The 14,069-nt window shown below is 64.0% G+C and carries 13 protein-coding genes; 5 read left to right on the top strand and 8 right to left on the bottom strand.

The features are described from left to right. The first annotated feature begins 83 nt into the window (after positions 1 to 83). Positions 84 to 1,130: a UDP-N-acetylmuramate dehydrogenase gene (gene murB, locus ACOCG7_RS27170; protein WP_073426994.1), complete on the top strand. Its 1,047-nt coding sequence runs from the start codon at positions 84 to 86 to the stop codon at positions 1,128 to 1,130. A gap of 100 nt (positions 1,131 to 1,230) precedes the next feature. On the opposite strand, the gene ACOCG7_RS27165 is transcribed toward murB, so the two are convergent. Both ACOCG7_RS27165 and argF read right to left on the bottom strand, forming a co-directional pair. Next, positions 1,231 to 2,457, bottom strand: coding sequence for an argininosuccinate synthase (locus ACOCG7_RS27165; RefSeq protein ID WP_073426995.1), 1,227 nt, complete (start codon positions 2,455 to 2,457; stop codon positions 1,231 to 1,233). A gap of 240 nt (positions 2,458 to 2,697) precedes the next feature. Continuing rightward, positions 2,698 to 3,627: an ornithine carbamoyltransferase gene (gene argF / locus ACOCG7_RS27160; protein ID WP_073426996.1), complete on the bottom strand. Its 930-nt coding sequence runs from the start codon at positions 3,625 to 3,627 to the stop codon at positions 2,698 to 2,700. Between the two features lie 460 nt (positions 3,628 to 4,087). Here argF and ACOCG7_RS27155 point away from each other — a divergent pair, with 460 nt between their 5' ends. Further along, positions 4,088 to 4,426, top strand: a complete 339-nt coding sequence (locus ACOCG7_RS27155; protein ID WP_073426997.1) for a DUF3579 domain-containing protein — start codon at positions 4,088 to 4,090, stop codon at positions 4,424 to 4,426. A 224-nt stretch (positions 4,427 to 4,650) separates the two neighbouring features. On the opposite strand, the gene rpsT is transcribed toward ACOCG7_RS27155, so the two are convergent. Continuing rightward, complete coding sequence (gene rpsT / locus ACOCG7_RS27150; protein ID WP_020069158.1) at positions 4,651 to 4,929, bottom strand: 30S ribosomal protein S20; 279 nt, start codon at positions 4,927 to 4,929, stop codon at positions 4,651 to 4,653. A gap of 513 nt (positions 4,930 to 5,442) precedes the next feature. Between rpsT and murJ the strand changes: the two genes are divergently transcribed. Both murJ and ACOCG7_RS27140 read left to right on the top strand, forming a co-directional pair. After that, the gene (gene murJ, locus ACOCG7_RS27145) at positions 5,443 to 6,993 is read left to right on the top strand and encodes a murein biosynthesis integral membrane protein MurJ (protein WP_073426998.1); all 1,551 of its coding nucleotides are present in this window, start codon (positions 5,443 to 5,445) and stop codon (positions 6,991 to 6,993) included. A 5-nt stretch (positions 6,994 to 6,998) separates the two neighbouring features. Further along, on the top strand, positions 6,999 to 7,841 hold the full coding sequence (locus tag ACOCG7_RS27140) for a SirB1 family protein (protein WP_073427222.1): 843 nt from the start codon (positions 6,999 to 7,001) through the stop codon (positions 7,839 to 7,841). Between the two features lie 111 nt (positions 7,842 to 7,952). Here ACOCG7_RS27140 and ACOCG7_RS27135 read toward each other — a convergent pair whose 3' ends face one another. The 5 genes from ACOCG7_RS27135 to lpxK form a co-directional block, all read right to left on the bottom strand. After that, a complete protein-coding gene (locus tag ACOCG7_RS27135) occupies positions 7,953 to 8,711 on the bottom strand; it encodes a 3-hydroxyacyl-CoA dehydrogenase (RefSeq protein ID WP_073426999.1) in 759 nt (252 codons plus the stop codon). 188 nt (positions 8,712 to 8,899) lie between these two features. Beyond that, positions 8,900 to 9,565 (bottom strand): adenylate kinase, encoded by a 666-nt coding sequence (gene adk, locus ACOCG7_RS27130; protein ID WP_073427000.1) that lies wholly within the window; start codon positions 9,563 to 9,565, stop codon positions 8,900 to 8,902. Positions 9,566 to 9,787: 222 nt separating this feature from the next. Next, entirely contained in the window at positions 9,788 to 10,588 is an 801-nt protein-coding gene (gene kdsB, locus ACOCG7_RS27125; protein ID WP_073427001.1) for a 3-deoxy-manno-octulosonate cytidylyltransferase, read from the bottom strand. Positions 10,589 to 10,818: 230 nt separating this feature from the next. Continuing rightward, positions 10,819 to 11,022, bottom strand: coding sequence for a Trm112 family protein (locus ACOCG7_RS27120; protein WP_007180583.1), 204 nt, complete (start codon positions 11,020 to 11,022; stop codon positions 10,819 to 10,821). After that, positions 11,003 to 12,019: a tetraacyldisaccharide 4'-kinase gene (lpxK, locus tag ACOCG7_RS27115; RefSeq protein WP_073427002.1), complete on the bottom strand. Its 1,017-nt coding sequence runs from the start codon at positions 12,017 to 12,019 to the stop codon at positions 11,003 to 11,005. Before lpxK ends, ACOCG7_RS27120 begins: the two co-directional genes overlap by 20 nt. A 589-nt stretch (positions 12,020 to 12,608) precedes the next feature. Here lpxK and xseA point away from each other — a divergent pair. Continuing rightward, positions 12,609 to 13,988 carry an exodeoxyribonuclease VII large subunit gene (gene xseA / locus ACOCG7_RS27110; protein WP_073427003.1) on the top strand — a complete coding sequence of 460 codons (1,380 nt, stop codon included), beginning with the start codon at positions 12,609 to 12,611 and terminating at the stop codon, positions 13,986 to 13,988. Positions 13,989 to 14,069: the final 81 nt, after the last annotated feature.

Here is a 14,069-nt window from a genome sequence, read left to right as displayed (position 1 = left end):
AAGGCCGCCGCACATTGTCGCGCGGCCGAGGCTCGATCTGGTCTTATCCGCCGCCCATTCGTCGTTTCATTGTTCCCGCTCCGATGTCCGAATCCGCTTCCGCCGCGTTCATTGCCGGCTATCCGCTAAAGGCGCACAACACCTTCGGCTTCGATGTTCGCGCGCAGCTTGCGTGCCGTATCGAGCGCGAAGAGCAACTGATGGCGGCCGTGCGCGATCCGCGCGCCGCCGGCCTGCCGCGCCTCGTTCTGGGCGGCGGCAGCAATGTCGTGCTGACGGGGGATTTCGCGGGGCTGCTGCTGCTGGTGGCGCTGCGGGGCCGCCGCATCGTGCGGGAGGACGACGACGCCTGGTATGTCGAGGCCGCAGCCGGCGAGCCGTGGCATGAGTTCGTCGCGTGGACGCTGGCGCAAAGGCTGCCGGGTCTGGAAAACCTCGCGTTGATTCCCGGCACGGTGGGCGCGGCGCCGATTCAGAACATCGGCGCTTACGGGCTGGAAATGTGCGAGCGGTTTGCGTCGCTGCGCGCGGTGGAGCTGGCAACGGGGGCGGTGGTCGAACTCGACGCGAAGGCTTGCCGATTCGGCTATCGCGACAGTTTTTTCAAGCGGGAAGGGCGCGACCGTTTCGTGATTACGTCGGTTGCTTTTCGCTTGCCGAAGGTTTGGCAGCCGCGCGCCGGTTACGCCGATCTGGCGCGTGAACTGGCCGCGAGCGGCAATGGCGACGACGCCGCGTCGCCGAGCGCGCAGGCTATCTTCAATGCAGTGGTCGCGGTGCGTCGCGCGAAGCTCCCCGACCCGCTCGAGCTGGGCAACGCGGGGAGTTTTTTTAAGAATCCGGTCGTCGAGGCGGCGCAGTTCGAGGCGCTGAAGCTGCGCGAGCCCGGCCTCGTGTCCTACGTTCAACCGGACGGCCGGGTCAAACTTGCGGCCGGGTGGCTGATCGATCGATGCGGCTGGAAGGGGCGCGCGATGGGCGCCGCGGCCGTGCATGAGCGGCAGGCGCTGGTGCTGGTGAATCGCGGCGGCGCGAGCGGCGCAGAAGTGCTGGCGCTCGCGAAGGCGATTCAACAGGATGTGCTGACGCGCTTTGGCGTGGAACTGGAAGCGGAGCCGGTTTGTTTGTGATGGCGTGATTTGTCCGCGGGACGGAAAAAGGCGCCGGGAGTTGCCTCCCGGCGCCTTTTTTGTGTCTGCGTTTTGGTTGCTGGCTTGCGCCTTGCGGCGCTTAGCTACGCTGACGACGCGCGTTTTCCGCGATTCGCATGCGTAGGGCGTTGAGCTTGATGAACCCGCCAGCGTCCGCCTGGTTGTACGCACCGCCGTCGTCGTCGAACGTGGCGATCGTCTTGTCGAACAGCGTTTCCTTCGAATCGCGCGCAACGACCGAGACGCTGCCCTTGTACAGCTTCACACGCACCCAGCCGTTGACCTTCTCCTGCGTATGGTCGATCAGCACCTGCAGCGCGCGGCGCTCCGGACTCCACCAGTAGCCGTTATAAATCAGCGACGCGTAACGGGCCATCAGATCGTCTTTCAGATGCGCCACTTCACGGTCGAGCGTGATCGACTCGATGCCGCGGTGCGCCTTCAGCATGATCGTGCCGCCCGGCGTTTCATAGCAGCCGCGCGACTTCATGCCGACGTAACGGTTCTCCACCAGATCCAGACGACCGATGCCGTGCTTGCCGCCCAGACGGTTCAACTCGGTCAGCATTTCGGCCGCCGACAAACGCTTGCCGTTGATCGCAACCGGATCGCCGTGCTCGTACTCGATGTCCAGGTATTCCGCCTGATCCGGCGCCTCTTCCGGCGACACCGTCCAACGCCACATTTCCGGCTCGGCTTCCGCTTTCGGATCTTCCAGGTGACGGCCTTCGAACGAGATGTGCAGCAGGTTCGCGTCCATCGAATACGGCGCCCCGCCTTGCTTGTGCTTCATTTCGATCGGGATGCCGGCCTTTTCCGCGTAGGCGAGCAGTTTTTCGCGCGACAGCAGGTCCCATTCGCGCCACGGTGCGATCACCTTGATGCCCGGTTCAAGCGCGTAGTAACCGAGTTCGAAGCGAACCTGGTCGTTGCCCTTGCCGGTTGCGCCGTGCGAGACCGCTTGCGCGCCGGTGGCGCGGGCGATTTCGATCTGGCGCTTGGCGATCAGCGGACGCGCGATCGACGTGCCCAGCAGGTACTCGCCCTCATAGATCGTGTTTGCGCGGAACATCGGGAACACGAAGTCGCGCACGAATTCTTCGCGCAAGTCTTCGATAAAGATGTTGTCTTGCTTGATGCCGAGTTGCAGGGCTTTCTTGCGCGCCGGTTCCAGCTCTTCGCCCTGGCCGATGTCGGCCGTGAACGTGACGACTTCGGCGTCGTAGTTGTCCTGCAACCACTTCAGGATGACGGAGGTGTCGAGGCCGCCCGAATAGGCGAGCACGACTTTCTTGATATCGCTCATGGTGAACTCGTAGCTGGAGAAAGCGGGAAAACAAGGCGCGCCGGCGGTTCCGGAGCACGGAAAAACACTATTTTGACACTAAACCGCCGGCGGCCCGCGTTTTTGGGACGGTGCGGTGTGATCGGCGGTCCGCTTGCACAATGGACTGCAGCCGGATGCGGCGTGCGCGACGCGGATTCATAGTCGAGAACCCGTCGCACTGCACGCAGCGGCCGGCTGAGCTGCTGAAACGCGGCTCGCTCAGTGATTGAGCTTGCCGAGCAGCAGATACTCCATCAACGCCTTTTGCACGTGCAGACGGTTTTCCGCCTCGTCCCACACGACGCTTTGCGGACCGTCGATCACTTCCGCGCTGACTTCCTCGCCGCGGTGGGCGGGCAGGCAGTGCATGAAGAGCGCATTGGAGTTGGCGCGCGCCATCATTTCGGCGTCGACGCACCAGTCGGCGAAGGCTTTTTTGCGCGCTTCGTTCTCGGCCTCGAAGCCCATGCTGGTCCACACGTCCGTGGTGACGAGGTCGGCGCCCGCGCAGGCTTCGTTCGGGTCGTCGAATTCCGCGTAGAAGGGCGCGCTTTCGGCAGCGACCAGCGCGCGGTCGAGCTTGTAGCCGGGCGGCGTGGACAGGCGCAGCTTGAAGCCGAGAATCTGCGCGGCTTCGATCCACGTGTAGAGCATGTTGTTGGCGTCGCCGACCCACGCGACGGTCTTGCCGCGAATCGGGCCGCGATGCTCGAAAAAGGTGAAGACGTCCGCCAGCACCTGGCACGGGTGATATTCGTTGGTCAGTCCGTTGATCACCGGCACGCGCGAATTCTCGGCGAAGCGCTGGATGATGTCCTGGCCGAACGTGCGGATCATGATGATGTCGACCATGCGCGAGATCACTTGCGCCGCGTCTTCGATCGGCTCGCCGCGGCCGAGCTGCGTGTCGCGCGTGCTCATGAAGACGGCGTGGCCGCCCAGCTGGAAGATGCCGGCTTCGAACGACAGGCGCGTGCGTGTCGAATTCTTCTCGAAGATCATTGCCAGCGTGCGGTCGTGCAGCGGGTGGTAAGTCTCGTAGTTCTTGAACTTGCGTTTCAGAATGCGCGCGCGCTCCAACACGTACTCGTAGTCTTCCAGCGAGAAATCCTTGAACTGCAGATAGTGGCGAATTTTCTTGGCGGTCATGAAACAAATACGGCGGTCTCACCCGGCAGGGATTGCCGGACGGCGCCGCCGTCGTTTGTGGTAACCCAATGCAGCATAAAGGATTTCGCCTGATTTGACGAGTCAGGCAAAAGGCTGGGAAAGCTGTCCGAAAGGCTCGCGGGCCCGTCGGATAAAGCTTGTGTGCGGTGCGGAAAAAGGCACGCTGCGCTATAATCCGCAAGTTATCCCAAAGCCCGGCAGGCTGGTATTTCGCTTGCGGGACATGGCTCACGCGGTTCGAAAAACCTTCCCGGGTGCGGTCATGGCTGGCACCGAGGTGGCTCAGTCAAGCAACGCAGTCAAGCTGGCTGGCCGGCGCTTCGCCAGTGCACCTGGCGCAGTTCGCCAACGCCGCATGCATGGCGGGCTCAGGCATCTCAGAGCCGCATCGCCGTCATGGTGCCGTCATCCCGCTGGGCAGTCACACAGGTATTCCTACATGGCCGAAGCAGCTCCAACCGAATATTTCATTCAGGGCATCACGTCGACGGGAAAGAGGTTTCGGCCGAGCGACTGGTCGGAGCGGCTCGCAGGCGTGATGTCATGCTTCGGCCCCGGTGCAAAGGGGCCGAACGCTTATCTGCAGTACTCGTCGTACGTCCGGCCGACCATGATCGGCGACCTCAAATGCGTGATCCTCGATTCACGCTTGCGCGACATCGAACCCATGGCTTTCGATTTCGTTCTGAACTTCGCGAAAGACAATGATCTCGTGGTGACCGAGGCATGCGAGTTGCCGCCTGAGCACGGCACGCAGCAAGGTAAGAACACGCGTTAAGGCGCACGTCGTCGCAAGGCCGGCAAAAACAAAAAACCCGCAAGCAGCGGGTTTTTTTGTGGCCTAAAAGCGGAAGCTTCAGCGCACAGCCTGTCTCGCTCATGCATGAGACGAGTCGCGGAGCCGGCGGCGGGGGAGTTGAATCGAGGCAAAAAAGCCCGCCGAGGCGGGCTTTTCCGTGCAGCGGAAACAGGACGTGGCCCACCGGAGCGGGCCGACCGGAATTACTGGGCTGCGGACGCTTGCAGACCCTTGATGGCTGCAGCGAGACGGCTCTTATGGCGAGCTGCCTTGTTCTTGTGAACGATTTTCTTGTCGGCGATGATGTCGATGGTCTTCGACGATGCCTGGAAGATTTCAGCGGCCTTGGCCTTGTCGCCGGCGTCGATCGCCTTGCGGACAGCCTTGATAGCCGTGCGGAACTTCGAGCGCAGTGCCGAGTTGTGCGAATTTGCCTTGGCGGCCTGGCGGGCGCGCTTGCGTGCTTGTGCGGAGTTAGCCATGACGGTTCCTTATCCTGTTCCTGTTTCCAGTACCTGACCTTAAGGTGAGGTGCTGCTTTTAGATCCGAACTCTTGGAAGCGATTGCCCAAGAGCGCAAAAAGTGTCGAAAAATTCGATCGAACTACGCGAAGGCGGGCCCGTGTTCCGGCGTGCTTCGAGGTTGGTTGACGCTTTCTCACGCTTGAATGCGGCGTGCTTGATTGCGTACTTTTACCCCGTCCGAAAGTTAAGCGAGCTTCGAAACCGGCGATTATAGCAACAAAATCAGGCATGTGACAACGGGGAATCGCCGATTCCGATGCGCCTGACGATCCGCGCGGCCACGTTTCCATCAGCCCGCCGAAGTCCACGAGCGGGCGGCGATATGAGCGGGCGATGAACCAAACGCGCGCCCTCCGCAACTAAAAACGCCTCGGCCGACGACACCGCGGCGAACGTCCACCTCGAAAAACGGTCCGAATCGCGTTCCGGCTCGTCGTCCGCCTTTGCGGCACCCGTATAATAAGCGCCCCATGAATCTATTCCGAGCCCTGCTGACGGTCAGCGGCTTCACGCTGCTGTCGCGCGTGACCGGTCTGGCCCGCGAAACGCTGATTGCTCGCGCGTTCGGCGCCAGTCAATATACCGACGCGTTTTACGTCGCCTTCCGCATCCCCAACCTGCTGCGCCGCATTTCCGCCGAAGGCGCGTTCTCCCAAGCTTTTGTACCGATCCTCGCCGAATTCAAGAACCAGCAAGGGCACGACGCCACCAAGGCGCTGGTCGACGCGACCTCGACGGTGCTCGCGTGGGCGCTGGCGATCCTCTCGCTGATCGGCGTCGTGGGCGCCTCAGGCGTGGTGTTCGTCGTCGCGTCGGGTCTCGCGCATGAGGGCCAGGCGTACGCGCTCGCGGTCACCATGACGCGCATCATGTTCCCGTACATCATTTTCATCTCGCTGACGTCACTGGCGTCGGGCGTGCTCAATACGTACAAGAACTTTTCGCTGCCCGCATTCGCGCCGGTCCTGCTGAACGTTGCGTTCATCGTCGCGGCCATGTTCGTCGCGCCGCATCTGAAAACGCCGGTTTATGCGCTCGCGTGGGCCGTGATCGCGGGCGGTGTGCTGCAGTTCGCCGTGCAACTGCCGGGTCTGAAGAAGATCGACATGATTCCGCGCATCGGCCTGAACCCGGTGAAGGCGCTCGCGCATCGCGGCGTGAAGCGCGTGCTCTCCAAGATGGTGCCCGCCATGTTCGCGGTGTCGGTCGCGCAAATCAGCCTGATCATCAACACGAATATTGCATCGCGCATCGGTCCGGGCGCGGTGTCGTGGATCAACTACGCCGACCGTTTAATGGAGTTTCCCACCGCGCTGCTCGGCGTCGCGCTCGGCACGATCCTGTTGCCGAGTCTCTCGAAGGCGCACGTCGACGCCGATCCGCACGAATATTCGTCGCTGCTCGACTGGGGGCTGCGCGTCACGTTCCTGCTGGCCGCGCCGAGCGCGGTCGCGCTGTTTTTCTTTGCCCAGCCGCTCACCGCCACGCTGTTTCATTACGGCAAGTTCGACGGCAACGCGGTCGTGATGGTCTCTCGCGCGTTGTCGGCCTACGGCGTCGGCCTGATCGGCCTGATCCTCATCAAGATCCTCGCCCCCGGCTTTTACGCGAAGCAGGACATCAAGACGCCGGTGAAAATCGGCGTCGGCGTGCTGATTCTCACGCAGTTGAGCAACTATCTGTTCGTGCCGATTTTCTCGCACGCCGGCCTCACGCTGAGCGTCGGGCTCGGCGCTTGCGGCAACGCGCTGTTGTTGTTCCTCGGCTTGCGCAAGCGCGGCATTTATATGCCGTCGCACGGCTGGCCCAAATTTTTCGTGCAGTTGCTCGGCGCCTGTCTGGTGCTGGCCGGCGCGATGCACTGGCTGGCAATCAGCTTCGACTGGATCGGCATGCATAGCCGGCCGCTCGACCGGATGGCGTTGCTGGGCGCGTGCCTCGTGCTGTTCGCCGCGCTATATTTCGGTATGCTTTGGCTGATGGGCTTCAAGTACGCGTATTTCAGAAGGCGAGTGAAGTGATCACGATGACGCGGGTTCTCGACTATTTCAGCACACTCGTCGCCGAGGACGAGAGCCTGCCGCTGACCGAGGCGGCGCTCTCGCTCGCGCAGGATGCTTATCCCGACCTCGATCTGCAAGGCACGCTGGCAGAGATCGACGAACTGGTGGTGCGCCTGCAGCGCCGCATGCCGGACGACGCCGACATCAAGCAGAAGGTCGGCATCCTGAACCGGTTTTTCTTTCGCGAGCTGGGTTTCGCCAGCAACCTCAACGATTACTACGACCCCGACAACAGCCACCTGAACGCCGTGCTCAAGCGGCGCCGCGGCATTCCGATTTCGCTGGCGGTGCTGTATCTGGAGATGGCCGAGCAGATCGGTATTCCGGTGCGTGGCGTGTCGTTTCCGGGGCACTTCCTGCTGCGTGTCACGACGCCCGACGGCGATGTGATGCTCGATCCGACCAGCGGACAATCGCTGTCCGAATCGGAGATGGTGGAAATGCTGGAGCCGTATGTGGCGTCGGCGGGCGAGTCGGTGAGCCGCGCGCTGCGCATCTTGTTGCAGCCGGCCACGCGGCGCGAGATTCTCGCCCGCATGCTGCGCAATCTCAAGTCCACGTATCTTCAGACGGAGCGCTGGCAGCGTTTGCTGGCCGTGCAGCAGCGTCTCGTGATCCTGCTGCCGGAAAGCATCGAGGAAGTGCGCGACCGCGGCTTCGCCTATGCGCGGCTCGATTATCTGCGCCCCGCGCTCGAGGACCTCGAGCGTTATCTCGGCGAGCGGCCGGATGCCGAGGACGCAACGGTGGTGGAGTCGCAATTGCATGAACTGCGTCAACGCACCCAGCCCGACGATCGCGACTGACAGACCGGCAATCGGTCCGAACGACGAGCCAAAACAAAACGCCTGCGCATGACTCATGCGCAGGCGTTTTAATTTGCGGCGCGCCTATCAAACAGCGCACCGGACACCTCGTTATTTCGGCTGCATGCGGATCGCGCCGTCCAGGCGAATCACTTCGCCGTTGAGCATCGGATTGTCGAAAATCTGTTTGGCCAGCATCGCATATTCCGCCGGTTTGCCGAGGCGCGGCGGGAACGGCACCATTGCGCCGAGCGCGTCCTGCACTTCCTGCGGCATGCCGAGCAGCATCGGCGTTTCGAAGATGCCTGGCGCAATCGTCATCACGCGAATTGCGTTGCGCGACAGGTCGCGTGCGATCGGCAGCGTCATGCCGACCACGCCGCCTTTCGATGCCGCGTAAGCCGCCTGGCCGATCTGGCCGTCATACGCGGCCACCGACGCCGTGTTGATGATCACGCCGCGTTCGCCGTTCGCATTCGGTTCATTCTTCGACATGGCCGCGGCGGCGAGCCGGATCATGTTGAAGGTGCCGATCAGATTGATCGAGATGGTGCGCGCGAATGAATCGAGCGGATGCGGGCCGTCCTTGCCGACCGTCTTGATGGCCGGCGCGACGCCCGCGCAATTGACGAGGCCCCGCAGCGTGCCGAGCTTCGTTGCCGCTTCGACCGCTTGCGTGGCGTCGTCTTCGCGGCTGACGTCGCATTTGACGAACACGCCGCCGAGTTCCTTCGCGAGCGCCTCGCCGGCATCCTGATTCAGATCCGCGAGCACCACCTTGCCGCCGTTCTCCACGACGAGGCGCGCAGTGGCCGCACCCAGGCCCGATGCACCGCCGGTGATCAGGAATACGTTGTCACGAATCTCCATGTCTTCTCCTTTGCTACGGTTCGGTAATGTGTCGATCGAGTATGTTTTGGATGATCGATTGTAGCGACTATGCTGCAACGCATAAAAGAAAGCGGCCGCGCGACAAGGCAGCGCGGGGCGCGCGGCACGCAACAAAAAACCCGCCGACATGGGCGGGTTTCAGCACAACGAATGCAGCGACGAGCGAGTTACTTCAACGCCTCGAACGCGCGTTCGCGAATTTCGTCGACGCTACCGAGACCCGAGATACGGCGGTATTGCGGCGCCTTCAGCGGGGAGGCGGCATCGCCGTTCTTCGCCCAGTTGTTGTAGTACTCGATCAACGGCTTGGTTTGCGCCTCGTACACTTGCAGACGCTTCTTGACCGTTTCTTCCTTGTCGTCGTCGCGCTGGATCAGCGGTTCGCCGGTCACGTCGTCCACGCCTTCGACTTTCGGCGGATTGAACCTGACGTGATATGTGCGGCCCGAGGCCGGATGCGAGCGGCGGCCGCTCATGCGCACGATGATCTCCTCGAACGGCACGTCGATTTCGAGCACGTAGTCGATCGCGACGCCGGCTTGCTTCATCGCTTCCGCTTGCGGGATGGTGCGCGGGAAACCGTCGAACAGATAGCCGTTCACGCAGTCGGGCTGCTGCAGGCGCTCCTTCACGAGATTGATGATCAGTTCGTCGGTGACCAGTTCGCCGGCGTCCATGAAACGCTTGGCTTCGATGCCGAGCGGCGTGCCCGCCTTGACGGCCGCGCGCAGCATGTCGCCGGTGGAAATCTGCGGAATGCCGAATTTTTCCTTGATGAACGTGGCCTGAGTGCCCTTACCCGCGCCGGGCGCACCCAAAAGAATCAAACGCATGTGATATCTCCAGATCTATGTGAATTCTTTGGTGGCGCTGCGGCCATCCCGCGATTCGTGGGGACCCGCATCGAACTGCCGTTCAAGTCTCGCGCTGCACATCGGCTATGACGGCGCTGCAAGACCGAAGCGGTGCGACCGGGCAAACCCTCATTCTCGCTGCTTAACGGGAGGCGCCAGGAGGCGCGCACAAGCGTCCGATTATGCCACGGGTTTTTACGCTCAAGACCCGAATAAAGCCCGCACGCGCGCGAGATCGGCGGGTGTGTCGACGCCGGGAAGCGGCACGTCGTGGGTCACGAGCACCGCGATCCGCTCGCCGTGCCACATCGCGCGCAGTTGTTCGAGCGCCTCGGCTTGCTCGATCGGCGAGATCGCGAGACTCGGGTACGTGCGCAGAAATTGCGCGCGATACGCGTACAAGCCGATATGCCGGTGGACGATCGCGGGCGCGGGCGGCGTGGGCATCGCGCCGACGTTGGGCCAATGCGGCTGATAGGCGTCGCGCGCCCACGGAATCGGCGCGCGCGAAAAGTAGAGCGCGACGCCGCGCGCATCGATCACGACCTTGACGACGTTCGGGTTGAAGATTTCGGCGGGGTCGGTGATCGGATGCGCGGCGGTGGCGATCGCGCAGCCGTTGCTGGCCGCGAGGTGCGACGCCACGCCGCACACGAGCGCCGGATCGATCAGCGGTTCGTCGCCCTGCACGTTCACCACGATCGTTTCGTCGCTCCAGCCGAATCGCGCCGCGACTTCCGCGAGACGGTCGGTGCCCGACGGATGATCGGCGCGCGTCAGCACGGCTTCGAAGCCATGCTCGCGGGCGGCGTCGAGGACCGACTGCGCGTCCGACGCGATCAGCACCTGGTGCGCGCCCGATTCGCGCGCGCGTTCGGCGACTCGCACAACCATCGGCTTGCCGCCGATGTCGGCGAGCGGCTTGTTGGGCAGACGGGTGGAGGCGAGCCGGGCCGGCACGACGGCGACGAACGGGGGAGGGCTGACGTTGGCGTGAGTCATCTAAAGACGGGCGGCGATGAGACGGGAAGTAAGCGACCGCGCATGCAGCGGTCGCGGATGGGAAAGACGGCAAACGAGGACTGCGGACGCGGCGTGAAAACCTGGGTGGAGGCTCCGACCAGACGCGCGGACCCTGACGCAACCTGGCGGCATTGCTCGAACCTGCCGCTCAAACCCGCGGGGCGCCGCGACCGAAGCAGCCTCGCAAGCGCAACGCCGATCCCGCCAACTCAAGCCACGGAACCCGGATTCAAATCCACCGGCGTGCCTTCGACAGTCTGCCGCGCTTCGTCGACCAGCATGACGGGGATGCCGTCGCGGATCGGATAGGCGAGCTTGTCAGCGTTGCAAATCAATTCCTGCGCGGCGCGGTCGTAGCTGAGCGGGCCCTTGCAGATCGGGCAGACGAGAATTTCAAGCAGGCGAGCGTCCACGGATTTTCTCCACAACTAATGCAATGAGGCGATGATCGAGCGCGGCTTCGACCGGGACAACCCAGATGCGCGCGTCGTGCCAGGACCCCAATTTTACCGCATCCTTTTCCGTTATCAGGATGGCGTCGGCGTCGATGTCGGTAAATGGATTGCGCTCGAACGCATAGTGATCGGGCAGCGCGCGGGTGGCGGGCGTGAGGCCGGCGGCGCGCAGCGTGGCGAAAAAGCGCTCCGGCGCGCCGATGCCGGCCGCGGCCAGCACGCGCTCGCCCTGGAATTGCGCGAGCGGACGGCGCAGCGCGGGATTGTCGAGATGCCACGCGTCGGCGGGTGCGAGCCGCAGCGCGAACGTGTTCGGCCACGCCGGCAGGCTGCGCGCATACGGATCGTTGATCAGCGTCGCGTCGCGGCGGCGCGACAGCGGCTCGCGCAACGGCCCGGCGGGCAGCAGAAAGCCGTTGCCGCCGAGCCGGTGATCGAACACGACCACTTCGGCGTCGCGCGCGAGGCGGTAATGCTGCAAGCCGTCGTCGCTCACGATGACGTCGACATCGCGATGCGCGGCGCACAGCGTTTGCGCGGCCGCCACGCGGTCCGGACAGACCCACACCGGCGCGCCGGTGCGGCGCGCGATCAGCAACGGCTCGTCGCCGCCGACGCTCGCCGTGGAAGCGGGCGTGACCGGCGTCGGCTGGTTCACGCGCGCGCCGTAGCCACGCGACACCACGCCGGGTTCGAAGCCCGCCGCGCGCAGCGCTTCGACCAGCGCGATCACGGTCGGCGTCTTGCCGGTGCCGCCGACGGTCACGTTGCCGACCACCACCACGGGCACGCCGACGCGCACCGTTTTCAGCCAGCCGAGCGCAAAGGCGGCGCGGCGAGCGGCGGCGATTGCGCCAAACACGCAGGCGAGGGGCGTCAGCGCCCATGCAAGCGGGCCGCGCCGTTGCCATTCGCGCGCAAGTCGGGCCTCGAGACGGTCGGTGAGATTGCTCATCGGCACGCCGGATGAACGAGCGGCGCGCCGTTCGTCGTCGTAAAGGACGGCGGCGTGGAGAGGCTAGGCGCAATACGCGGGACAGACATCAACGCGGTTCTCCTGGCGATCGAAAAATGAAGCGCAAATGAAGCTGCGGCGGCATCCAATGCAGTTGCGCCGCATGCCGCGCAATTGCCTGCCGATGGGCCGTACTGGCGCGACCGGCGCAGCGTTCGGCATGCGGTCGAACCCGCCACTCTAGCGCGCGCGTGTCCCGCCCGGCAAGTCGCGTGCTTCACCGCCGCGCGTTGGACGAGCGCTTCAGCCGATGCGCATGGCCTGTGGATAACTTTGTGGAGAACCTGCCATCGAATGGGCTGGAAGGGCCGGCGCGAGCGCGACTTATCGGCAATCGTTCTCGTTATTGGGATGGAAACGCGATATAAATCAATGACATGCTTCGAATTCGCGCGCTCCGGCGGATGCGCCGGCGCTATTTGCCGAGCGCGTCCCGCCATGTGGACACTTTTAACAATTCAGCCGCCGTGCTGGACGACGATAGCCACTCGGTCTATCGTCTGTCCGGCCAGTCACGGATAGTCCCCGCATGAATCCCGAAAGTCCTTTTTCTTCGTCCGCCACGCCGGGCGGTGAGGTTGTCGTCCCCGTCTCCGCGCTCAATCGAGCGATCGGCACGATGCTCGAACGCTCGTTTCCGCTCGTCTGGGTGGCCGGCGAAGTGTCGAACTTCACGCGCGCCGCGAGCGGCCATTGGTATTTCTCGATCAAGGACGCGCAGGCGCAGATGCGCTGCGTGATGTTCCGCGGCCGGGCGCAGTACGCGGAGTTCACGCCGCGCGAGGGCGACCGCATCGAGGTGCGCGCGCTCGTCACCATGTACGAGCCGCGCGGTGAACTGCAACTGAATGTCGAGGCGGTGCGCCGCACAGGGCAGGGGCGTCTGTACGAGGCGTTCCTGAGGCTCAAGGCGAAACTCGAAGCCGAGGGGCTCTTCGCCGCCGAGCGCAAACGCGCGTTGCCGGCGCATCCGCGCGCGATCGGCATCGTGACGTCGCTGCAAGCCGCCGCGTTGCGCGACGTATTGACCACCTTGTGCCGCCGTGCGCCGCATATTCCGGTGATCGTCTACCCCGCGCCCGTGCAAGGCGCGGGCGTGAGCGTCAAACTCGCCGCGATGGTCGACAAGGCGAACGCGCGGCGCGAAGTCGACGTGCTGATCATGTGCCGCGGCGGCGGCTCGATCGAGGATCTGTGGGCTTTCAACGAAGAAGTGCTGGCGCGCGCGATCGCGGAAAGCGCGATACCGGTGGTGAGCGGCGTCGGTCACGAGACCGATTTCACGATCGCTGATTTCGCCGCCGACGTGCGCGCGCCCACGCCGACCGGCGCCGCCGAACTCGTCAGTCCGCAGCGCGTCCTGTTGTTGCGCGAGCTCGATCACCGGCATGCGACGCTCGCGCGCGGCTTCGGCCGCATGATGGAGCGGCGCGCGCAACAACTCGACTGGCTCGCGCGCAGGCTCGTGCCGCCGAGCGAGCGCCTCGCGCGGCAACGCACGCATTTGCAGCAACTGAGCATGCGCCTCGCGTCGGCGGGCGCGCGGCCGGTGCGTGACGCACGAGCGCGGTTTTCGTTGCTGCAGATGCGCTGGCAGCGTTGGCGTCCGGACCTTGCCGCGCATCAGGCGAAGCTCGGCAATCTCACGCAGCGGCTGGACGCCGCATTGTTGCGCCACCACGAACGTCAGACCGCTCGCATCGCAACGCTCGCCGCACGGCTCGAAGTGCTGAGTCCGCAGCGCACGCTCGAGCGTGGTTATGCGGCCGTGCTGGATGCGCAAAGCGGACGCGCGATACGCGCGCCGTCGTCGTTGAAACCGGGCCGGCGCCTGACGGTGCATCTCGCGGAAGGCGCCGCGGACATCGCGCTCGCCGATGTGCAGCCGCGTCTTACCGACGGTTTCTGACATTTCGCCGACAGGTTGCGGCAGCGGGATTTCGAGCTCTCGCACGGAGCGGGCACACGCGATGCGAGAGCACTCAATACG

Source organism: Paraburkholderia sp. DD10 (assembly GCF_049177125.1).
In the GTDB taxonomy this organism is placed as follows: Bacteria; Pseudomonadota; Gammaproteobacteria; order Burkholderiales; family Burkholderiaceae; genus Paraburkholderia; species Paraburkholderia terricola.
This window is presented reverse-complemented; position numbering and strand designations above follow the sequence as displayed.

Bases quoted from the DNA above. Each gene is read 5' to 3' on its own strand.
- adk (WP_073427000.1), bottom strand. From the start codon at position 9,565: ATGCGTTTGATTCTTTTGGGTGCGCCCGGCGCGGGTAAGGGCACTCAG.
- argF (WP_073426996.1), bottom strand. From the start codon at position 3,627: ATGACCGCCAAGAAAATTCGCCACTATCTGCAGTTCAAGGATTTCTCG.
- xseA (WP_073427003.1), top strand. From the start codon at position 12,609: ATGAATCCCGAAAGTCCTTTTTCTTCGTCCGCCACGCCGGGCGGTGAG.
- ACOCG7_RS27165 (WP_073426995.1), bottom strand. From the start codon at position 2,457: ATGAGCGATATCAAGAAAGTCGTGCTCGCCTATTCGGGCGGCCTCGAC.
- rpsT (WP_020069158.1), bottom strand. From the start codon at position 4,929: ATGGCTAACTCCGCACAAGCACGCAAGCGCGCCCGCCAGGCCGCCAAG.
- ACOCG7_RS27155 (WP_073426997.1), top strand. From the start codon at position 4,088: ATGGCCGAAGCAGCTCCAACCGAATATTTCATTCAGGGCATCACGTCG.
- murJ (WP_073426998.1), top strand. From the start codon at position 5,443: ATGAATCTATTCCGAGCCCTGCTGACGGTCAGCGGCTTCACGCTGCTG.
- murB (WP_073426994.1), top strand. From the start codon at position 84: ATGTCCGAATCCGCTTCCGCCGCGTTCATTGCCGGCTATCCGCTAAAG.
- kdsB (WP_073427001.1), bottom strand. From the start codon at position 10,588: ATGACTCACGCCAACGTCAGCCCTCCCCCGTTCGTCGCCGTCGTGCCG.
- ACOCG7_RS27135 (WP_073426999.1), bottom strand. From the start codon at position 8,711: ATGGAGATTCGTGACAACGTATTCCTGATCACCGGCGGTGCATCGGGC.
- lpxK (WP_073427002.1), bottom strand. From the start codon at position 12,019: ATGAGCAATCTCACCGACCGTCTCGAGGCCCGACTTGCGCGCGAATGG.
- ACOCG7_RS27140 (WP_073427222.1), top strand. From the start codon at position 6,999: ATGACGCGGGTTCTCGACTATTTCAGCACACTCGTCGCCGAGGACGAG.